At 63.4% G+C, this 21,832-nt stretch carries 13 protein-coding genes; 10 read left to right on the top strand and 3 right to left on the bottom strand.

Features of this window, described 5'->3' with window-relative positions; translation table 11 throughout:
• Positions 1-115 precede the first annotated feature (115 nt).
• Genes secA through ACTNB1_RS07850 form a run of 5 tightly spaced genes read left to right on the top strand, consistent with a single transcriptional unit; the run spans position 116 to position 9,404 of the window.
• Entirely contained in the window at positions 116-2,863 is a 2,748-nt protein-coding gene (gene secA, locus ACTNB1_RS07870) for a preprotein translocase subunit SecA (RefSeq protein WP_441168702.1), read from the top strand.
• 29 nt (positions 2,864-2,892) lie between these two features.
• Entirely contained in the window at positions 2,893-3,705 is an 813-nt protein-coding gene (gene pgeF, locus ACTNB1_RS07865; protein ID WP_441168701.1) for a peptidoglycan editing factor PgeF, read from the top strand.
• Entirely contained in the window at positions 3,702-5,222 is a 1,521-nt protein-coding gene (locus ACTNB1_RS07860; RefSeq protein WP_441168700.1) for an ABC transporter substrate-binding protein, read from the top strand. Before pgeF ends, ACTNB1_RS07860 begins: the two co-directional genes overlap by 4 nt.
• Before the next feature lie 26 nt (positions 5,223-5,248).
• A complete protein-coding gene (locus ACTNB1_RS07855) occupies positions 5,249-8,932 on the top strand; it encodes a phosphoribosylformylglycinamidine synthase (RefSeq protein WP_441168699.1) in 3,684 nt (1,227 codons plus the stop codon).
• A 10-nt stretch (positions 8,933-8,942) separates the two neighbouring features.
• The gene (locus tag ACTNB1_RS07850) at positions 8,943-9,404 is read left to right on the top strand and encodes a hypothetical protein (RefSeq protein WP_441168698.1); all 462 of its coding nucleotides are present in this window, start codon (positions 8,943-8,945) and stop codon (positions 9,402-9,404) included.
• Positions 9,405-9,456: 52 nt separating this feature from the next.
• Here the strand turns inward: ACTNB1_RS07850 and ftsH (ACTNB1_RS07845) are convergent, their stop codons facing one another.
• From ftsH (ACTNB1_RS07845) to rlmB, 3 genes are all read right to left on the bottom strand, one after another.
• A complete protein-coding gene (gene ftsH, locus ACTNB1_RS07845) occupies positions 9,457-11,340 on the bottom strand; it encodes an ATP-dependent zinc metalloprotease FtsH (RefSeq protein ID WP_441168697.1) in 1,884 nt (627 codons plus the stop codon).
• Between the two features lie 173 nt (positions 11,341-11,513).
• Positions 11,514-13,724, bottom strand: a complete 2,211-nt coding sequence (locus tag ACTNB1_RS07840; RefSeq protein WP_441168696.1) for a hypothetical protein — start codon at positions 13,722-13,724, stop codon at positions 11,514-11,516.
• Between the two features lie 33 nt (positions 13,725-13,757).
• On the bottom strand, positions 13,758-14,525 hold the full coding sequence (rlmB, locus tag ACTNB1_RS07835; protein ID WP_441168695.1) for a 23S rRNA (guanosine(2251)-2'-O)-methyltransferase RlmB: 768 nt from the start codon (positions 14,523-14,525) through the stop codon (positions 13,758-13,760).
• Positions 14,526-14,755: 230 nt separating this feature from the next.
• Between rlmB and ftsH (ACTNB1_RS07830) the strand changes: the two genes are divergently transcribed.
• The 5 genes from ftsH (ACTNB1_RS07830) (at position 14,756) to rlmD (ending at position 21,777) form a co-directional block, all read left to right on the top strand.
• The gene (gene ftsH / locus ACTNB1_RS07830; RefSeq protein ID WP_441168694.1) at positions 14,756-16,900 is read left to right on the top strand and encodes an ATP-dependent zinc metalloprotease FtsH; all 2,145 of its coding nucleotides are present in this window, start codon (positions 14,756-14,758) and stop codon (positions 16,898-16,900) included.
• Between the two features lie 304 nt (positions 16,901-17,204).
• The gene (gene nhaC / locus ACTNB1_RS07825) at positions 17,205-18,719 is read left to right on the top strand and encodes a Na+/H+ antiporter NhaC (RefSeq protein ID WP_441168693.1); all 1,515 of its coding nucleotides are present in this window, start codon (positions 17,205-17,207) and stop codon (positions 18,717-18,719) included.
• Between the two features lie 28 nt (positions 18,720-18,747).
• Positions 18,748-19,161, top strand: coding sequence for a hypothetical protein (locus tag ACTNB1_RS07820; RefSeq protein ID WP_441168692.1), 414 nt, complete (start codon positions 18,748-18,750; stop codon positions 19,159-19,161).
• A 188-nt stretch (positions 19,162-19,349) separates the two neighbouring features.
• Positions 19,350-20,162: a hypothetical protein gene (locus ACTNB1_RS07815; RefSeq protein WP_441168691.1), complete on the top strand. Its 813-nt coding sequence runs from the start codon at positions 19,350-19,352 to the stop codon at positions 20,160-20,162.
• Complete coding sequence (rlmD, locus tag ACTNB1_RS07810) at positions 20,155-21,777, top strand: 23S rRNA (uracil(1939)-C(5))-methyltransferase RlmD (RefSeq protein ID WP_441168690.1); 1,623 nt, start codon at positions 20,155-20,157, stop codon at positions 21,775-21,777. The genes ACTNB1_RS07815 and rlmD overlap by 8 nt, the downstream gene beginning before the upstream one ends.
• Positions 21,778-21,832 lie beyond the last annotated feature (55 nt).

Here is a 21,832-nt window from a genome sequence, read left to right as displayed (position 1 = left end):
GTTCACAATTTCCCCTTTTTTATCAAGGGGTTCTATGATATACTAAGAAACCGAATTGGCATAATACGCCCGGGCCCTTTGCCCCGGGGAGGAATAAGAAAGGTGAACGTGATCCATGGGACTGCTGAAGAAACTGTTTGGCACCAGCTCTGAAAAAGAGATCAAGGCCATCAAACCCCTTGTGGATAAGATCGAGGCGCTGGACGGGGAGTACTCCGCCCTCACCGACGAACAGCTCAAGGCCAAGACCCCGGAATTCAAGGAGCGTCTAGCCAAGGGTGAGAGCCTGGACGACATTCTGCCCGAAGCCTTTGCCGCCTGCCGGGAGGCCGCCTGGCGCGTGCTGGGCATGAAGCCCTACCGGGTACAGCTTATCGGCGGCATCATCCTGCATCAGGGCCGCATCGCCGAGATGAAGACCGGCGAAGGCAAGACCCTGGTGGCCACCCTGCCCGCCTACCTCAACGCCCTCACCGGCGAGGGCGTCCACATCGTTACCGTCAACGATTACCTGGCCAAGCGTGACTCGGAGTGGATGGGCAAGGTCTACCGCTTCATGGGCCTGACCGTGGGTCTGGTGATCCACGATATCCAGCCCAAGGACCGCAAGGCCTCCTACGCCGCTGACATCACCTACGGTACCAACAACGAGTTTGGCTTCGACTACCTGCGGGACAACATGTGCATCTACGCCTCCGAGATGGTGCAGCGGGGCCACGCCTTCGCCATCGTGGACGAGGTGGACTCCATTCTGATCGACGAGGCCCGTACCCCCCTCATCATCTCCGGCCAGGGGGACAAGTCCACCCAGCTGTACACCATTGTGGACGACTTCGTCTCCCGCCTGAAGGGTCAGCGTGTCACCAGCGTGGACACCAAGGAAGAGGAAGACCCCGATGTGGATGCCGACTACATCGTGGATGAGAAGGCCCGCACCGTCACCCTCACCGCCCGGGGCATCAAGAAGGCCGAGCAGCAGTTCCAGCTGGAGAACCTGGCCGACCCGGAGAACACCACCCTGTCCCACCACATCAACCAGGCCATCAAGGCCCGTGGCCTGATGAAGCGGGACATCGACTACGTGGTGAAGGACGGCGAGGTCATCATCGTAGACGAGTTCACCGGCCGCCTCATGTACGGCCGCCGCTACTCCGAGGGCCTGCACCAGGCAATCGAGGCCAAGGAGCACGTCACCGTGGCCCGGGAGTCCAAGACTCTGGCTACCATTACCTTCCAGAACTACTTCCGCCTGTACAACAAGCTCTCCGGTATGACCGGTACCGCCATGACCGAGGAGGAGGAGTTCGGCACCATCTACGCCCTGGACATCGTGGAAATCCCCACCAACAAGCCCCTGGCCCGTATCGACCACCCCGACGTGGTGTATAAGAACGAGGCCGGCAAGTACCGGGCTATCGTCAACCAGATCGAGGAGTGCCACAAGAAGGGCCAGCCCGTGCTGGTGGGCACCATTTCCATTGAGAAGTCGGAGGAGCTCTCCGCCATGCTCAAGCGCCGGGGCATCAAGCATAATGTTCTGAACGCCAAGTTCCACGAGAAGGAAGCGGAGATCGTGGCCCAGGCCGGTAAGCTGGGGGCTGTCACCGTGGCTACCAACATGGCCGGCCGTGGTACCGATATCATGCTGGGCGGCAACGCCGAGTTCCTGGCCAAGGCCGAGCTGCGCAAGGCGGGCCTCAGCGACGAGCTGATCGCCGAGTCCACTGGCTTTGCCGAGACCGACAACCAGGAGATCCTGGACGCCCGGCGGATGTTTACCGAGGCGGAGGCCAAGTATAAGGACGAAATCAAGGAAGAGGCTAACAAAGTGCGGGAAGTGGGCGGCCTGTTCATTCTGGGCACCGAGCGCCATGAGTCCCGCCGCATCGACAACCAGCTCCGCGGCCGTGCCGGCCGTCAGGGCGACCCGGGCGAGAGCAAGTTCTTCCTCTCCCTGGAGGACGACATCATGCGCCTGTTCGGCTCCGAGCGGGTCATGGGCATGATGGAGAAGCTGGGCGTGGACGAGGACACCCCCATCGACGCCAAGATTCTCTCCAACGCCATTGAGAATGCCCAGAAGCAGGTGGAGTCCCGCAACTTCCAGACCCGTAAGACGGTGCTGGAGTACGACGACGTGATGAACACCCAGCGTAAGGTGATCTACGAGCAGCGCCGGAAGGTGCTGGACGGGGAGAACCTGAAGGAAGCGGTGCAGAACATGCTCACCGGCGTCATCACCAACGAGGTGAACGCCCATATGGGCGAGCAGAAGCACATGGACGCCGAGAACTGGCGTGAGGTGTGCGCCCAGTTCCGCGGCCTGTTCCTCACTCCTGATGAGTTCAAGTTCACCGACGAGGAGCTGCTGAAGTACGACACCCAGGGCCTCATCGATCTGCTCCAGGAGCGGGCCACCGACATTTACACCCGCAAGGAGAAGGAGCTTGGCGAGCCCCTCATGCGTGAGCTGGAGCGCGTCATGATGCTTCGGGTGGTGGACGAGTACTGGATGGACAACATTGACGCCATGCAGGAGCTGCGTCAGGGCATCGGCCTGCGGGCTTACGGCCAGAACGACCCCGTGGTGGAGTACAAGCGGGAAGGCTATGAGATGTTCGAGCGGATGATCGCCGCCATTCAGGAAGAGACTCTGCGCCGGATCTTCCTGGCCCGCATCCAGGTGGGCTCCACCGTGAAGCGGGAGCGTGTGGCCAAGGTCACCGGCGAGAGCGCCGGCAACGACGGCACTGTGAAGAAGCAGCCCGTCAAGAAGGGCCACAAGGTGGGCCGCAACGATCCCTGTCCCTGCGGCAGCGGCAAGAAGTACAAGAAGTGCTGCGGCCGGTTTGAGGAAGACTAATTGTCGCCCGTTCCAAATGGAGGAACTCCATGAATATCATTGAACACAATCAAAATGGTCTGGTCTACCTCACCGCCGACGGCTTTGACGCCGCCGGCGGGATAGCCCACGGCTTTTCCACCCGGCTGGGAGGCGTGTCCGACGGGATCTACGCCTCCCTGAACCTGAGCATGACCCGGGGCGACGACCCGAACAAGGTGGCGGAGAACTACCGCCGGTTCTGCGCCGCCATCGGCGCGGATGTGAACCGGGTGGTGTGCGCCAGCCAGGTACACGGGGACACGGTGCGCTCCGTCACCTCCGCCGACCTGGGCATCGGTCTGGACCAGCCTGAGCCCTGGCAGGCTGACGGCCTTGTCACCGATATCCCCGGGGTGGTCCTCACTGTCTTTACCGCCGACTGCCTGCCCATTCTGCTCTACGACCCGGTGCGCCGGGTGGTGGGCGCCGTCCACGCCGGCTGGCGGGGCACCGCTCTGGGCATCGTCACCCGTGCGGTGGAGCGGATGGTGGACTGCTACGGCTGCGACCGGCTGGATATTCTGGCCGCCATCGGCCCCGGCATCTCCAAGTGCTGCTTTGAGACCCATGAGGACGTGCCTAATGCCATGACCGAGGCCATGGGCGCCTCCGCATTGTCTGCCATTGAGGTGCTGCCCACGGGCAAATTCCATGTGGACCTGAAGGCCCTCAATGCCTGCCGGCTGAAAGCGGCGGGTCTGGACCCGGACCACATCGCTATTTCCGCCGACTGCACCTCCTGCATGCCCGACAAGTACTGGTCCCACCGCTACACCCACGGCCAGCGGGGAAGCCAGGCGGCTATGATCTCGCTGCTATGAAAAAAAGTCTGTCCGTACTGCTGCTGACCTTCTGCCTGCTGTTGGGGGGCTGCGCCGGGGACCCGGAACCGGATCCCACGCCCAGCCCTACCCCTTCCGCCGCTCCGGCGGAGCAGGCAGAATTTGCCTTGGCCTGCTATCCGGAGGAGGGGTTCCACCCCATCACCGGCGGCAACCGTACCAATCTGGCTCTGGGCGGGCTGGTATATGAAGGATTATACGCCCTGGACCAGCAGTTTGAGCCCCAGCCTCAGCTGTGCACCCAGGGCGTGCAGGCCGCTGACGGGCTAAGCTGGACCTTCACCCTCCGCACCGGGGTCACCTTTTCTGACGGCAGCCCCCTCACCTCCGCGGAGGTCAAGTCCTCCCTGGAGCTGGCCCGTACCAGCAGCCTCTACACCTCCCGTCTCAGCGACGTCACCGGCGTGACGGCGGGGGAGGGCACGGTGACGGTCACCCTCAGCCGGGCCAACGGCAACCTGCCTGCTCTGCTGGACATCCCCATCGTGAAGGAGACCGGGGGCGTGCCCCTTGGCACCGGCCCCTACGTGTTTTCCAGCGCCGGGGAGGAGTGGTCCCTTACCGCCCGACAGGGCTGGTGGCAGGGGGAAGCACTGCCCCTCCAGACCATTCCGCTCCGCTCCATCCGGGAGACGGACGACCTGATCCACGCCTTTGATACCCGGGACATTGCCCTGGTCTCCACCGACCTGACGGGCACCAATGCCCTGGGTTTTTCCGGTTCTTTCGATACTGTGGACTACCCCACCAGCATCATGCTCTATGTGGGCTTCAATGTAGCTTCCGGTCCCTGCCAGTCGGCAGGGGTACGTCAGGCCCTGCTGCGGGCCTTTGACCGTTCGTCGGTAGCCACTGTCCTCTACTCCAGCCACGCACAGCCCGCCGCCCTGCCCATCTCCCCCGCCAGTTCCTACTACCAGGAGGATCTGGCTCAGGAGCTGGACTATTCCCCCCAGCAGGCGGCCCAGCTGCTCACCGACGGTGGCTGGACCCAGGGGGAGAAGGGCTGGACCCAGGGCAGGCAGACCCTGAGCCTGACCTTTGTGGCTCCGTCGGACAACAGTACCCGGGCCGCGGCGGCGGAACATCTGGCCGGCAGCCTTACCGACCTGGGTATCCAGGTGGACCTCCAGCTGCTGCCCTGGGATGACTATATCACCGCCCTGGAGAAGGGCGATTTTGACTTGTATCTGGGCGAGGTGAAGCTCACCGCCGATTTTGATCTCACCGCGCTGATCACCGCCGGCGGCAGCCTGAACTACGGCGGCTACGCCGACGCCGAAGCTGCCACGCTGCTCCAGGCATACCGGGCCGCCTCCGGCCAGGGCCGGGATCTCAGCGCCCGCCGGCTGTATGAGCGGCTGGCAGAGGAGCCGCCCTTCGGGGTGATCTGCTTTAAAAACTGGTCGGTGCTCACCCAGTGGAGCCGGATCTCCGGCCTGACGCCTACCCAGCAGAATGTGTTCTATGGCTTTGCCAATTGGAGCATTGCCTGAGTTATAGAGAGAGGGGAAATGGAAGTATGGGGAAGGTATATCGCTGTTTTGTGGAAAAGAAGCAGGGCTTTGACGTGGAGGCAGGCCACCTCTTAGCCGAGCTGAAAGGCACTCTGGGGCTGAAGGGCCTCACCGGGGTGCGGGTCATCCGCCGGTACGACGTGGAGGGCGTGGATCAGCCCACCTATGAGGCCGCCCGCACCACCGTTTTGTCCGAACCCCAGGTGGATACCATTACCGACGAGGTCTTTGACCTGCCGGCGGACTGCAAGGCCCTGGCAGTGGAGGCCCTGCCCGGTCAGTACGACCAGCGGGCAGACTCCTGCGCCCAGTGCATCCAGATGCTCACCGGCGGGGAGCGGCCCGTGGTCCGCTCCGCTACACTGTACTTACTGATGGGCGAGCTGTCCGACGCTGACATGGACAAGGCCCGTGGCTACCTCATCAACCCGGTGGAGAGCCGTCAGGCCACCCTGGACAAGCCCGAGACCCTGATCCAGCAGTACCCCGAGCCGGCGGACGTGCCGGTGCTGACGGGCTTCCGGGAGCTGGACCAGGAAGGCCTTGCCGCCCTGCTGGAGCAGTATGGCCTGGCCATGGACCTGGCCGACCTGACCTTCCTCCAGAGCTACTTCAAGGACGAGGAGCAGCGAGATCCCACCCTCACCGAGGTGCGGGTGGTGGACACCTACTGGTCCGACCACTGCCGCCACACCACCTTTTCCACCCATCTGGACCGGGTGGACATCCAGGACCCCACCATCAACGGGGCCTACCTCCGCTATCTGTCCGCCCGGGACGAGGTGTACGGGTCTGAAAAGGCCGCCAAGCGCCCCCAGACCCTGATGGACCTGGCTACCATCGGTACCAAGGTGCTGAAAAAGCGGGGCGAACTGCCTGAACTGGACGAGAGCGAGGAGATCAACGCCTGCTCCATCCATGTCCCCGCCACGGTGGATGGCAAGGAGCAGGACTGGCTGCTGATGTTCAAGAACGAGACCCACAACCACCCCACCGAGATTGAGCCCTTCGGCGGCGCGGCCACCTGCATCGGCGGCTGCATCCGCGACCCTCTGTCCGGCCGGGTGTATGTCCACCAGGCCATGCGCCTCACCGGCTGCGGCGACCCCCGCACCCCGGTGGACCAGACCCTGGAAGGCAAGCTCCCCCAGCGGAAGATCGCCCAGACCGCCGCGGCGGGCTACTCCTCCTACGGCAACCAGATCGGCCTGGCCACCGGCCACGTGGCTGAGCTGTACCATGAGGGCTACATCGCCAAGCACCTGGAGTGCGGCGCGGTGGTGGGCGCCGCTCCCGCCGACCATGTCCGCCGTGAGGTACCCGCCCCCGGCGACGTGGTCATCCTGCTGGGCGGCCGCACCGGCCGGGACGGCATCGGCGGCGCCACCGGCTCCTCCAAGAGCCACAACCTCAAGAGCCTGGACACCATGGCCAGCGAGGTGCAGAAGGGCAACGCCCCTGAGGAGCGCAAGCTCCAGCGGCTGTTCCGCAACCCCAACGTGACCCGGCTGATCAAGCGGTGCAACGACTTCGGCGCGGGCGGCGTGTCGGTGGCCATCGGGGAGCTGGCCGACGGCCTTGCCATCGACCTGGACGCCGTACGCAAGAAATATGACGGTCTGGACGGCACTGAGATCGCCATCTCCGAGTCCCAGGAGCGGATGGCGGTGGTGGTAGCCCCTGAGGATGCCCAGGCCCTGATGAACTTCGCCTCCTTCGAGAACCTGGAGGCCTATCAGGTAGCCACTGTTACCGAGAGCCCCCGGATGGTGATGACCTGGCGGGGCCAGACCGTGGCAAACCTGTCCCGCGCCTTCCTGAACACCAACGGCGCGGTGAAGCACGCCTCGGTGAAGGTGGCCCAGCGCCCCGGCCCCCAGACCTGGACGGAGCGCTCCCTGCGGGAGCTGGCCCGGGAGCTGGACTACGCTTCCCGCCGGGGCCTCACCGAGCGGTTCGACGGCTCCATCGGCGCCGGCAGCGTGCTGATGCCCTTCGGCGGCAAGACTCAGCGCACCCCCGCCCAGGCTATGGCTGCCCTCTTCCCCGTGGAGCCCGGTCAGGAGACCGATCAGGCCTCCATCATGGCCTGGGGCTGCGATCCCAAGCAGCTGAGCCGTGACCCCTACTACGGCGCGGTGCAGGCTGTGGTCACCTCGGTGGCCAAGGTGGTGGCCGCAGGCGGCGACTACAAGAAAGTGTATCTCACCCTCCAGGAGTTCTTTGAAAAGCTGCGGGAGGAGCCCCAGCGCTGGGGCAAGCCCTTCCAGGCTCTGCTGGGCGCCATGGACGCCCAGATCGGCCTGGGCTGCGCCGCTATCGGCGGCAAGGACTCCATGTCCGGCTCCTTCCTGGACCTGGACGTGCCCCCCACGCTGATCTCCTTTGCCATCGCCCCCGCCAAGGCGGGCGAGGTGCTCTCTCCCGAGTTCAAGGAGGCAGGCCATCCGGTCTACCTCTTCGGCGTGCCCCATCTGGGCGACTTCGCGGGCCAGAAGGCGGCCTGGGAAGCCTTCCACGCCCTGTGCCAGACCGGCAAGGTGAAGGCCGCCCGGGTGCTGGAGCCCGGCGGAGTGAAAGAGGCCGCCATGCAGATGTCCTTCGGCAACCACATCGGCTTCACTCTGGACGAGGGCTTTACCGGCCCCGCCTGCCAGGGCATGATCCTGGCTGAGTGCGACGGGGCCGTGGAGGACGCCGTGCTGGTGGGCCATACCACTGCCGAGCCGGTGCTCACCTTCGGGGAGGACACCGCCTCCATCGACGAGCTGCTCTCCCTCAATGAGGACGTGCTGGAGGATGTGTACCCCACCCGCACCGGCCAGCAGGGAGACGTGGCCCCCATTTCCTGGGACAAGCGCTCCCCGGCGGTGTGCAAGAGCAAGATCGCCCGGCCCCGGGTGGTCATCCCCGTGTTCCCCGGTACCAACTGCGAGTATGATTCCGTGCGGGCCTGCCTGCGGGCGGGCATGACTGCCGAGACGGTGAATATCCGCAACCTGACCGCCGACGATCTGCTCCAGTCCACCGTGGAGCTGGAGGGAGCCATCCGCAACGCTCAGATCGTCTTTATCCCCGGCGGCTTCTCCGGCGGCGACGAGCCCGACGGCTCCGCCAAGTTCATCTGCTCCTTCTTCCGCAACAGCCGCATCACCGACGCCGTCCACGACCTGCTGAAGAACCGGGACGGCCTGATGCTGGGCATCTGCAACGGCTTCCAGGCCCTCATCAAGCTGGGTCTGGTGCCCTACGGCGAGATCCGGGACATGGACGAGAACTGTCCCACTCTGACCTACAACACCATCGGCCGCCACCAGAGCAAGTACGTCACCACCCGGGTGGCCTCGGTGAACTCCCCCTGGATGCTCAAGTCCAACGTGGGCGACCTCCACGCCATCCCCATCTCCCACGGTGAGGGCCGGTTCGTGGCTCCTCAGACCGTGCTGGATCAGCTGATCGCCAATGGCCAGGTAGCCACCCAGTACGTGGACGAAAACGGCCTGCCCTCCATGGGCATGGACGTGAATCCCAACGGCTCGGCGCTGGCTATCGAGGGCATTTTCTCCCCCGACGGCCGGGTCTTTGGCAAGATGGGCCACTCCGAGCGGCGCGGCGACCATGTGGCGGTCAACATCCCCGGGAACAAGTATCAGCCTCTCTTTGAGAGCGGCGCGGAGTATTTCCGGTAAGGAGGTCCTTATGGAAGCAACATCCGCCCTCCAGGCGTTGGAGGAACTGCAGGCCTGCTACAAGGCCTTTGTGGAAAAGCTGACGGAATGTCGGGCATCCAACATGGGAGAGGCCATGGGCTTTCTCTTCCGTGCCCAGGGCAATCCCAAGGTGGGCTACGCGGTGGAGGAATTCGACAAGACCGTCACCGGGCGGATCAACGCGCTGGCGGAGGAGCTGGCCCGGTGCCCGGCGGAGGAGGCGGCAGCCCTGACGGAGCAGGCCATGGAGCTGATGCTCTTCTACCCCCAGCCCCAGGACAACACCATCGCCTTTTCTCTCACCGCCTTTGAGGGCCACGCCCGGCCTCTGGTGTCTTTCCTCTCCCCGGAGGTGCGGCAGGAAACCGCCCGGCGCTACGCCAGGCGCACTCCGCCCCGGCGGATGCTGCCCAACCAGAAGAAGCTGTGGAAGGAGCTCTCCCAGCTGTAAACGAAGCATAAAAAAGTCCCTGCGGCGCCGCCGCGGGGACTTTTTTGTCCTTTTATTTGGTTTCCAGCAGAGCCATAAACTCCTCGCCGGTAATGGTCTCCTTCTCCAGCAGGTAGCCCGCCAGCTTGTGGAGCTGGTCCTGGTGCTCCTTCAGCAGAGAGAGGGCCTTCTGGTGGGCCGCCTTCACGGTATCCACCACCTGCTTGTCGATTTCGGCGGCGGTCTCAGCGGAACAGGCCAGGGAAGTGTCCCCTCCCAGGTACTGGTTCTGCACCGTCTCCAGGGCCACCATGTCGAACTGCTCCGTCATGCCGTACCGGGTGATCATGGCCCGGGCCAGCTTGGTGGCCTGCTCGATGTCGTTGGAGGCGCCGGTGGTGATGTTGTCCGGCCCGAAGATGAGCTCCTCGGCAGCCCGACCGCCGGTGAGGGTGGCGATCTTGTTGATGATCTCCGCCCGGCTCATGAGGTTGCGCTCCCCCTGGTCCACCTGCATGGTGTAGCCCAGAGCGCCGGAGGTACGGGGAATAATGGTGATCTTGGTCACGGGGGCGGAGTGGGTCTGAAGGGCGGCCACCAGGGCGTGGCCCACCTCGTGGTAGGACACCAGTTTCTTCTCCTCGGGGGAGATGACGGCGTTCTTCCGCTGGGCTCCGGCAATGACGGTCTCCACACTCTCCTCCAGGTCGGCCTGGGTCACGGTCTTGCGGCCCTGCCGCACCGCCCGGAGAGCGCCCTCGTTGACGATGTTGGCCAACTCCGCGCCGGAGGCGCCGGCGGTAGCACGGGCGATGGCGTTCCAGTCCACGTCGCCGTCCACATGGACGTGTTTGCCGTGGACCTTCAGAATGGCCACGCGGCCCTGGAGGTCGGGCAGCTCCACCCGCACCCGGCGGTCAAACCGGCCGGGCCGCATGAGGGCGGGGTCCAGGCTCTCCGGCCGGTTGGTGGCGGCCAGCAGCACCACACCCTTGCTGGAGTCGAAGCCGTCCATCTCGGCCAGCAGCTGGTTCAGGGTCTGCTCCCGCTCGTCGTTGCCGCCGTAGCCGCCGGTATCACGCTTCTTGCCGATGGCGTCGATCTCGTCGATGAACACGATACAGGGGGCCTTTTCTCCCGCCTGCTTGAACAGGTCCCGGACCTTGGCGGCACCCATGCCCACGAACATCTCCACGAACTCCGAACCGGAGATGGAGAAGAAGGGCACCTTGGCCTCCCCGGCCACCGCCTTGGCCAGCAGGGTCTTACCGGTACCCGGCGGGCCCACCAGCAGCACGCCCTTGGGCAGCTTGGCGCCGATCTCAGTGTACTTCTGGGGCTCGTGGAGGAAGTCCACCACTTCCATCAGGGCGTCCTTGGCCTCGTCCTGACCGGCCACGTCGGCAAAGGACACGCCGGTGGAGGCCTCCTCCACATAGATCTTGGCGTTGGCTTTGCCGAAGGTCATGGCGTTGCCCATACCGCCCGGCATGCCGCCGCCCATCCGCTTGACCATCCAGCGGGAGAGCAGCTGGCCGATAAGCAGGAAGATAAAGATGGGCAGCACCCAGCTAATCAGCGCCGCCAGGATGGGGTTGGCCTGGGTGGGAATCTCGGCGGTAAAGACGATGTCCGTGTCCTCCCGCAGCTGGTTGAGCAGCCGCTGCCCGTCGTCCGGCCACACACCGGTCTTGTAGTAGCCCTCCCGGCCATTCTCGTCGGTGCCGACAAAGATGATCTCCCGGCTGTCCTCGTCCAGAGCCACCTCGCTCACCTGGTCGTTGTCCACCATGGTGAGGAACTGGCTGTAGGGCACCTCATAGACCTGCCACTCCAGCACCGAGGGGAAAAACAGGGCGTTGAGTAGCATCAGCACCACCAGGGCGACGCAGTAGTAAAAAATCAGCGGTTTTTTCGGCGGTGACGGTTTTTGCTCCGGTTCCTTAACTTCTTTCATAGCTGTATTCCTCCGTAGAACGAAATTTATTTACCATGCGAAATAATAGTAGGCTCTTCTTTTGCAAAAGTCAATCCACCGGCGGCAGGTTTCACATATTGTTTACAAGCCCCGCTGAATTATGAACTTTTTGTGCAAAAAGGCCCGTCCTGCAAAGAGGACGGGCCTTTGGCTCAGTATTTGTTGACCATGCCGGAGATCAGGGGAGTGGGCACCAGCCACATGATGAGGAACACCAGCAGGTTGCCGGCGGACAGGGAGGCATAGGAGCCCACAAAGGTGAGGTAGAAGGCCAGCAGCAGACCGGCCACCGCACCCAGACTGGCCAGCAGAGCGGAGATGCGCACCGCCCGACGGAGCCGGGCCGCGCCCACCACCGCCTCGGAGTAGGGGGCCACGCCCTCCCGGCAGAGGACGGCGGTGAGGATATCGCTGTGCTCCTGGTCCTCGTCGGACAGCTCAATGCGCCGCTCAGCGGCGGGGAACTCCATCTTGTCCACCGGCAGCTTGAACCGCTGGCGGAGCATGGCGGGGATGAGGTTAAAGTCCCGGGTAGCCATGACGGGGGTAACCCGGTTGCGGATCAGGCTGTTGAGGGAGGGCTCCAGGGTGCCGTGGAGGGTATAATTCAGGGCAAAGATGCCTGCCAGCTCCCCGTCAATGGCGCAGAACACGGCGTTCTTCACGTTGAGGCCGGGAGGCAGGGGGATCTCCATCAGGTGCATGAAGGCCGCCGAGCCCACCAGCACCTGCTGGTTGCGGATGACGGCGGACAGGCCGCCCTCGTAGCAGCAGAAGTTGGACATGCGGCGGTAGACGCAGCCCTGGGAGCGGAGCAGATCGTGGAAGATCTTGTCCAGTCCACAGCCGGATTCCTTAATCAGGCTGGCGGTGCTGGACACCACCTTATCCACCGGGAAATCCCCAAAAACCTTGATGCCGTTGAGGGCCACGCAGCCTGGAGGGAAGAAATCGGTATCGGTGAGCAGGATGCCGCTGCCGCCGGTGGCGGTGACTCCGTCCCAGCCGGCAATGGCAGCTCCCGACTGGCTCAGCCGCCGGCACAGGGTGAGCCAGGGCAGAGAGAAGCACAGGGCTCCCGACAGGGAGGCGGAGGCAGTGAGCATGGCGGACAGGCACCACAGCAGCCGCTCCGGAGCGCCCCGGCCGATGGAGGCCACGATACTCAGCAGCAGGCTGGCAAGAAGCAGCAGGGGCACGATGCGCTGAAAGATCCGCTGGGCTCCGTCGCTGGCCTGCATCTGCCGGCCGAAGCCGATGGGTTCACCGGACCACTTGGCATAGGTGTCCCGGCCGTTCCACTTGCCCTCGTCCAGGGTGACCAGGTAAGGCTGGGAAGCGGAGGCTGCCGTGCGGCAGGCCAGCCGCTGGCCCCGGCGCTTGCGTGCGGTACCCTTAAGCAGCAGGGCAATACCCAGGATAATGGCGGCGCAGTAGGGCATCTCGCCCTCCCGGCTGTCCAATACCGTCATGGTCAGGGCGTCGGCCAGGGTGGCGGCAGCGGCGAAGACCAGCAGGGTATCCATACCGAACTCCAACCGGAACAGCCGGGCCAGGCCGCCGATGAGCACATCCAGGCCCAGCAGCATGGCCAGGCCCTGGGCGGCGGCCAGCACCCAGATCCGCAGCTGATCGGTAAGCAGTTCGGGGTAGGGCAGCAGATCCACGCTCAGGTACAGGGCGGGGAGGAACAGCAGCAGCACCAGGGTGCCCCGCACACCCAGGGACTTGAGGCCCTTGCTGTACCGCTTGGCCAGTTCTGCGGCGGGCAGGTCGGGAGCCGGCGGCGGCTGGCGGCGGGGGCGGCGCTCCCGGCGGGGCCGGTCCTCCTCTTCCTCCTCCTCGTCGGTGCCGGGGATATAGGCCTCGGCCCGGCGCACTTCCTCCTCGTGCTCCTTGCCCTCTTCCTCAAACATATGGGCGGCGTAGTCATCCGCCTTGCGCACCAAACGGTTGAGCCCTTCGGCAATGGGATTGTCGGCAGCGGGTCCCTCGTCGCCAGGGAAGTCTACTACCTTATCGTCATCGTCTTCCGGCTCCTGGGGCTCTTCCGGCTCCGGCGGCCGCTTGGGAGCCGCCTGCCGCTCCACCGGCGGCTGGTCCTTCTTGGGCTGAGGCGCTTCCCGCTTCCCCACCGGCTCTGCATCCTTACCGGAGGGAAAGGCTACCACCCGGCCGCCGCCCTTGGGCGGGGCGGACTGAGCCGCGGGTCGTTTGGGCACAATGGGGAAGGGAACGGTATCCTCCTTGTCCCGCTTCTTTCGGGCGGACCCGCCCCCGAATTCTGCCAAAATCTCCTCCAGGGAGAATTCCTCCCCGCCGGGCTCGTCCTTATTCAGTTCATCGTCCCGGTCTTTGGCCATGGGAGAGAGCTCCTTTTCTCAGGTAAATTGGTGTCATCCCAGTCTCTGGCGCACCGCCTCATAGAGCAGAATGGCGGCGGCGGCGCTGGCGTTGAGGGAGTTGAGCTTTCCCTTCATGGGGATGCGCACCTTGAAATCGCAGGTCTCGGCCACCAGGCGGCCCATGCCGTCCCCCTCACTGCCGATAACGATGGCGGCAGGGCCCTTCAGGTCGGCGTCATACAGCAGCCGGTCCCCGTCAGCGGCAGTGCCGAAGACCCACACGCCCTCGTCCTTCAGCTCCTTGAGCAGAGCGGGCAGGTTGGGCACCCGGGCCACCGGAATGTGGCTCACCGCGCCGGCGGAGGTCTTGGCCACCACCGCCGTCAGGCCGGCGGAGCGGCGCTTGGGAATAATCACTCCGTGGGCTCCGGCGCACTCGGCGGTGCGGATCACCGCGCCCAGATTGTGGGGGTCGCTGAGCTCGTCACACACCACGATCAGGGGCGGCTCCCCCTTCTCCCGGGCGGCGTTCAGAATATCGTCCACACTGGCGTATTCCCGCACAGCGGCCTGGGCGATGACACCCTGATGGGAGTGGGTACGGCTCATAAAATCCAGCTTCCGCCGGTCACACTCCACCACCACAATGCCCTTGTCCCGGGCAGAGGCGGCGATATGGCCCAGGGTAGCGTCAGTCTCGCCCCGGGCCAAAAAGATCTTGTCGATGGGGGTACCGGCCCGGAGGGCCTCCGTCACCGCGTTGCGCCCCTCGATGAGGCCGTTGGCCTCGGCCTGGGGAATGGGTCTGCGCTCCTTCATGCTGCTGTCCCGCCTTTCTCATTCGTATTCACCAGTATACCACAACCCACCCCGCAGAAAAAGCCATATTTGCTTCTTTTCCGCAAAATGATACGCCAGCGAAAGGCCCTGTTTTCATAGAAAGTTTACAGGTTTCCCGCCCTGCTTTCTTGTTTTTTCGGGTGGGCTGTGCTATAACTATAATTACTTTGCAAAAAGAATCATCTCCAGTTTGGAGGAGGAACTTTAATTTGAACCCTGATAATCAGAACAACAACCGGGGAAAGGGCGGCGGTGGAAACCGACGCAATATCACCGCCATCGTTTCCATCATTTTGTGGGCCCTGGTACTCACCGTACTGGTGAACTACGCCACCTCCATGGCCCGCTCCGCCAATTCGGTGGAGATCACCTACAGCCAGTTCCGCAGCCTGGTGGAGCAGGATGTGGTGGAAGGCGTGCTGATGGAGTCCAGCAAGTACACCCTTACTCTGAAGGATGGCGTCACGCTGGACAAAGACGGCAACGTGGTAACGTCCGGCACCGATCAATCGCAGAGCGACAGCGGGAAGGAGCCGGGCAGCTCCCTGGGCCTGCCCCCGCTGGAGAGCTGGGGCAGCAGCGAGAAGCCGGTCACCTACTTCTGCGCCCCCGTCTCCCAGGTGGGTCTGCGGGACGATGACCTTCTGGCCCTGCTGGATGCCCACGGCGTCAAATATGGTCCGGAGTATGTGGAGCAGCTCTCTCCCGTCATCTCCCTGCTCATCTCCTATGTGCTGCCTGTCATCATTATGGTGGCTCTGTTCTCCTTCCTGTTCCGCGGCATGGCGGGCAAGATGGGCGGCGGCATCGGCAACCTGGGCAAGTCCAACGCCAAGGTCTATGTGGAGAAAAAGACCGGCGTCACCTTTAAGGACGTGGCCGGTCAGGACGAGGCCAAGGAGTCCCTGGTAGAGATCATCGACTTCCTGCACAATCCCCAAAAATACACCGAGATCGGCGCCAAGCTGCCCAAGGGCGCCCTGCTGGTGGGCCCTCCGGGTACCGGTAAGACCCTGCTGGCCAAGGCCGTGGCCGGCGAGGCCAACGTGCCCTTCTTCTCCATCTCCGGCTCCGACTTTGTGGAGATGTTCGTAGGCATGGGCGCCGCCCGTGTCCGTGACCTGTTCAAGGAGGCCAACAAGATGGCCCCCTGTATCGTGTTCATCGACGAGATCGACACCATCGGCAAGTCCCGTGACAACCGCATGGGCGGCAACGACGAACGGGAGCAGACCCTGAACCAGCTGCTGGCCGAGATGGACGGCTTCGACCCCACCAAGGGCGTTATCCTGCTGGCCGCCACCAACCGGCCCGAGGTGCTGGACCAGGCTCTGCTGCGGCCCGGCCGGTTCGACCGCCGGATCATCGTGGACCGGCCCAACCTGGCCGGCCGTCTGGCTACCCTGCAGGTTCACACCCGAAACATCCGCCTGGCGGAGGACGTGGATCTGAAGAAGATCGCCATTGCCACCGCCGGTACCGTAGGCGCCGACCTTGCCAACCTGGTGAACGAAGCCGCCCTGCGGGCGGTGCGTCTGGGCCGCAAGGCGGTCAATCAGGAGGACCTGCTGGTATCCTTCGAGCTGGTCATCGCCGGCTCGGAGAAAAAGGGCAGCGTCCTCACCGAGTTTGAGAAAAAGCTGGTGGCCTACCACGAGGTGGGTCACGCCATGGTGGCTTACAAGCAGAAGAACACCGAGCCGGTGCAGAAGATCACCATCGTGCCTCACACCCAGGGCTCTCTGGGCTACACCCTGCTGATGCCCGAGGAGGACAAGACCGACCTGCGCACCAAGGACGAGCTGCTGGCCAAGATCTGTGTCTCCATGGGCGGCCGTGCCGCCGAGGAAGTGGTGCTCAACACCATGACCAACGGCGCGGCTCAGGACATCCAGGACGCCACCAGTGTGGCCCGGAGCATGGTAGTCCTCTACGGCATGAGCGATCAGTTCGGCATGATGGCCCTGGCCTCCCGCCGCAACCAGTACCTGGATGGCGGCTACGGCATGGACTGCGCCCAGGACACCGCCGCTGCGGTGGACCAGGCGGTGAAGGAGCTGCTCACTCAGTGCTATAACCAGGCCGTCCAGGTCATCCGGGAGAACCGGGAGGACATGGACAAGGTGGTGGCCTATCTGCTGGAGAAGGAGACCATCACCGGCGCCGAGATGGTAGCCATCCTGGAGGGACGCGATCCCGCTCTGGCGGACAACTACCCCGACCCTGAGCAGGAGAAGAAGGAACCCCGGCCCCGTCGAGAGGCTCCCGCTCCCCATCAGGAGGAGTCCGGCCCCGCCATCCCGCTGGGAGACGGACAGGCTCCGCCGGAAAAACCGGAAGAAAAGACTGAATAACGCAAAAAAGACCGCCTGTGGGCGGTCTTTTTTCGTGTGAGGTCAAAAAATTTTTCTTTGCATAATTTCCCAATTCCCGTGAGCAAATTTGATAATTTTTTAACTTTCTCCAACTTTATTGTATTATTCGTGAAAAACAAACCGCGTCAGGTGTCCTCTCTGCGCATTTTATACAAAAAATGGCTTGCCTTTTTCCACGCCATGCGCTAGAATGGGAGCACTGTGTGTGGCCGCCAGGCCGAGGAGGTGACGAGGCGCAAAACGGCTCTTCCCCAACAAAAGCATAGGAGAGGTGTGTCTCAAAATGACAGAAGAAAAGACCCGGGCAGTGAGGCTGCCCAGCAAGGTAGAAGCGCTGCTCCCCATCGTGTTTCTGCTGGCTATCATGATCTCCAACTACGTCTTCGGCTGGGGCAATGATCCCCATATCCCCGTGCTGCTGGCCTGCTGCGTAGCCATGATCGTGGGCAAGCTGTGCGGCTACTCTTACGCCGACATGCTCAAGGGCGCTTTGGACGCCGTCAGCCAGTCTCTGGAAGCCATCATCATCATTTTGTGTGTGGGATGCTTGATCGGCTCCTTCGAGTGGTCCGGCACCATTCCCGCAGTTGTGTTCTATGGTCTGAAAACTCTGACTCCCCAGCTGTTCCTGCCCATCGCCTGCATCCTCTGCGCCATCGTGGCTATCTCCCTGGGTTCCGCCTGGACCGTGTCCGCCACCCTGGGCATCGCCTTCATGGCCATCGGTGAGACCATGGGCATCAATCCCGCCCTCACCGCCGGCATGATCCTGTCCGGCGCCTGCTGCGGCGATAAATTCTCCCCCCTGTCCGACTCCACCAACCTGGCCGCCGCCGCGGCCCAGACCGGCCTGTTTGACCACGTGAAGGCCATGGTGACCACCACCTTCCCCAGCCTGGTCCTGGCCATCATCATCTACACCATCATCGGCCTGCAGGGCTCCTCCGGCTACGATCCCCAGGTGGCTACCGACCTGTCCCAGGCCATCGTGGACCACTACGCCTTCATGAGCCCCATCCTGCTGCTGCCCATCCTGCTCATCGTGGTGGTGTCTGTAGCTAAGATGCCCGCTCTGCCCGCCGTTATCCTGATCTCCCTGGTGGGCTGCGTCTTTGCCGTGGTGTTCCAGGGCGCCGGCCTGTCCGACTGCATCAGCATGCTCCACTACGGCTACTCCGCCGAGACCGGCAACGAGCTGTGCGACACCCTGCTGAACAAGGGCGGCATGGACAGCATGCTGTGGACCAATAACCTGGTTATCGTAGCTGTGGCCTTCGGCGGCATCCTCCAGAAGATCGGCGCCGTGGAGTCCGTGCTGGGCGGCCTGATTAAGAAGGTCAAGACTCCCTTCCAGCTGGTTCTGGTGACCATGGTCACCTCCGTGTTCTGCATCACCACCATGTGCGACCAGTACATCGGCCTCATCATCCCCGCCTCCATGTACAAGGATAAGTACGATGAGATGGGCCTGGGCCGCAACATGCTGTCCCGTACGCTGGAAGACAGCGGCACCCTGTGGTCCCCCCTGGTGCCCTGGTCCTCCTGTGGCGCCTACCACACCGCCACTCTGGGCGTGCCCACCCTGTCTTACCTGCCCTACTGCTTCATGAACATCATCAACCCCATCCTGGCCCTGGTGACGGTCAGCTACGGTGCCAACCTGCTCTACGCCGACGGCTCCCGTACTACTATTTTCCGTCATCTCAAGAAGGGCAACGGCCCTGCCGGCGCGCCTCCCGAGGCTCACGAGAAGGCCATGGCCGCTCTGGCCCAGATCCGCGCCCAGCAGAACAAGTAATCCTATCCCGGCAAAGAAGGTGTGAACCATGCCCATCAAAGGAATCCAGAAGGCCCGGGCCAAGTGGGTCAAACCAGTTGCCGCCATCCTGGCGGCGGGCATTGTGGTCTATGAGATCATACTGCAGCAGTACCTCTATGTGCCCATCGGCCTGCTGGTAATTCTGGCCTGCTTCTTCAGCAAGGAGCACCTGGTCTCCGATGAAGGTGTGGACATTCAGTACACCCTGTTCGGCAAGGTCTCCCACAACCTGTGGCGGTGGGAGGAGGTCACTACCATCCATGTGGACCGGAAGCGGGCTATGCCTGACGTGGCCCTCCATATCGGCAAGGACGTGGCCACCCGCCTGTTCGTCTTCTCGGCGAAGGACGCCCAGGCCGTGCTGGACCTGGCCAAAAAGCGCAATCCCGCCATTCAGCTGGGCCGTGTGGCCGGCTCCTGACGGAACGAAACAACGCCCCCGGCGCTTGTGCGCCGGGGGCCTTTTTATGGGTCTGAAGGGGAACAAATCATCACAAATCCTTACAATTTCCGTTTTTCCATTTACGGCCTGGCTGTCCGATGTTAAAATGGAGACACAGGCCGGGTATGCTCCGGCCTTCCATTCCGCCCCATGAAAAGGAGTTTTGTATGAAAAAGCGTATACTGGCCGGGCTGTTGGCCGGGCTGCTGATCCTCAGTCTCAGCGCCTGCTCCAAGAATGACCCGACGCCGTCCGGCTCCCCTTCTGCCGAGCCCACGCCCTCCGCTGAGCCTACCCCCTCTGCGGAGCCTACTCCCACCCCCACCCCCGTCGAACTGCCCGTGTGGACCGAGCAGACCTTTGCCCGCACCTTTACCGCCGGGGACGGCACCACAGTGCTGTCGGTGGAGTACATCCTGCCCATGGTACAGAATACCGACGCCTGCCCCGCCGGCACCGCCATCAACGACTGGTACAAGAAGGAGGGCTCCGCCCTGCTCACCGGTGCGGAGGACAACTACGAGACCGCCGTCTCCGACTATGAGGTGTCCAAGGCCGCCGGCTATACCTTTACCGCCACGGCGGAAAAGATGAACTATGAGGTGACCTACGCCGACAGCATGGTGTACAGCATCCGCCGGACCTGGAACGTCACCGGCGGCATGCCTTACCCCAGCACCTTTACGGTGGCCGAGCAGTTTGACGCCCAGACCGGCATCAAGCTGGGCTTCGCCGACCTGTTCTCCGACGCCGACAAGGTCCAGGACCGGGTGGTGGCCGCCTTCCTGAAGCAGGATGAGATCGTGGCCGGTCAGTTTACCGAGGCCCAGCTCATCGCCGTTTATCAGCCGGAGAACTTCTGCCTCACCCAGGATGGATATACCTTCTGGATCCAGGGCAACGACCTGCCCGGCCTCCACAGCCCGGTGGAAGTCACCCTGTCCTACGACAGTATGAAGGATGTGAGCCTGCGTGGTTAAGCCCGCTGAACAGCAAATCCACCGTCTGACCATCGAGGGCTACGCCAGCGACGGCTCCGGCGTGGCCCGTCTGGACGGCATGGTGGTCTTTGTCCAGGGCGGCATCCGGGGTGAGGTATGCGATGTGCGCCTCACCCACGTGGGCCGCAGCGCCCTGTGGGGCAAGGTGGTGGAGGTCATTACGCCCTCTCCCTCCCGTGTCGCCCCCGATTGCCCCCACTATGCCCGGTGCGGAGGCTGCCAGTTCCGGCATATGGACTACGCCCAGGAGCTGGAGGCCAAGCATGCTCGGGTATATGACGCCCTGACCCGGCTGGGCGGGGTGGAGAATCTGGACCTGCCCCCGGTGCTTGGCTCTCCCAAGGTGGAGCGCTACCGGAACAAGGCCCAGTTCCCCGTGTCCCGGGGTCCCCGCATCGGCTTTTACCAGCTGCGCACCCACAAGGTGGTGGACGTACCCGACTGCCTGCTCCAAAGTGAGGCCGCCGCCCGGCTGCGGCAGGCGGTGAAGGAGTGGATGACCGCATGGAGCATCCCCGCCTACGACGAAAAGAGCCGCCTGGGGCTGGTGCGTCACCTTTATGTGCGCACCAATCGCCGTGGGGAGAGCCTGTGCTGCCTGCTGGTCAACGGCAGGGGGATCCCCAGGGAGCATGAACTGGTGTCCGCCCTCCGCTCCGTAGAGCCCAACCTCATCGGCGTGGTGCTGGGGGTCAATGAGAGCCACAGCAATGTGATCCTAGGGGAGCACTACCGCACCCTGTGGGGACAGGACTTCCTGTCCGACCAGCTGTGCGGTTATACCTTTCAACTCTCGGTACCCTCCTTCTACCAGGTCAACCCCGACCAGGCGGAGGTGCTGTACAGCAAGGCCCTGGAGTTCGCCCAGCTCACCAAGGAGGACACCGCCCTGGACCTGTACTGCGGCATCGGCACCATTTCTCTGGTGCTGGCCCGGCAGGCTGGCATGGTGTGGGGCGCCGAGGTGGTCCCCCAGGCGGTGGACGACGCGGTGGAAAACGCCCGGCGGAACGGGGTGACCAACGCCCGGTTCCTCTGCGGCGACGCAGGGGAGGCCGCCCGCCGGCTGGCCACGGAGGGCATACGCCCCGCCGTGGTGTGCGTAGACCCGCCCCGGAAGGGACTGGCGGAGGACGTGGTGGACACCATCGCCGCCATGGCCCCCAAGCGGGTGGTATACGTCTCCTGCGATCCGGGCACACTGGGCCGGGACGTGAAGCGCTTTGCCCAGCATGGCTACAAACTCACTCGGGCGGCAGCGGCGGACCTGTTCCCCCGCACCGCCCATGTGGAGACGGTGGTCCTCTTGTCACGGGAAACAAATCCACTGACGGTTGAAGTCAGAATGGAAGTGGAAACCGGCGAGGTCAAGGAGCATCCGACCTATAAGCGTATTCAGGAATATGTGCAGGAAAAGTACGGCTTCAAAGTCCATACTGCATATATTGCAGAGGTCAAGCGCATGGTCGGATTGGATATGCACAAAGCGCCGAACGCTGTGGAGCAGAGGAAGCATGAGTATCATCCATGCCCGCCTGAAAAGGTCGAGGCAATTAAGGATGCTCTGCGGCATTTCGGCTTAATTGCTGAGTAAAGTCACTGTGAGGCAGTAAAAATGCCTTATTAAAACCGGAGATAGTGAGAACAGT

Source organism: Flavonifractor sp. HCP28S3_F3, assembly GCF_052065355.1.
Taxonomy (GTDB): Bacteria; Bacillota; Clostridia; order Oscillospirales; family Oscillospiraceae; genus Flavonifractor.
This window is presented reverse-complemented; position numbering and strand designations above follow the sequence as displayed.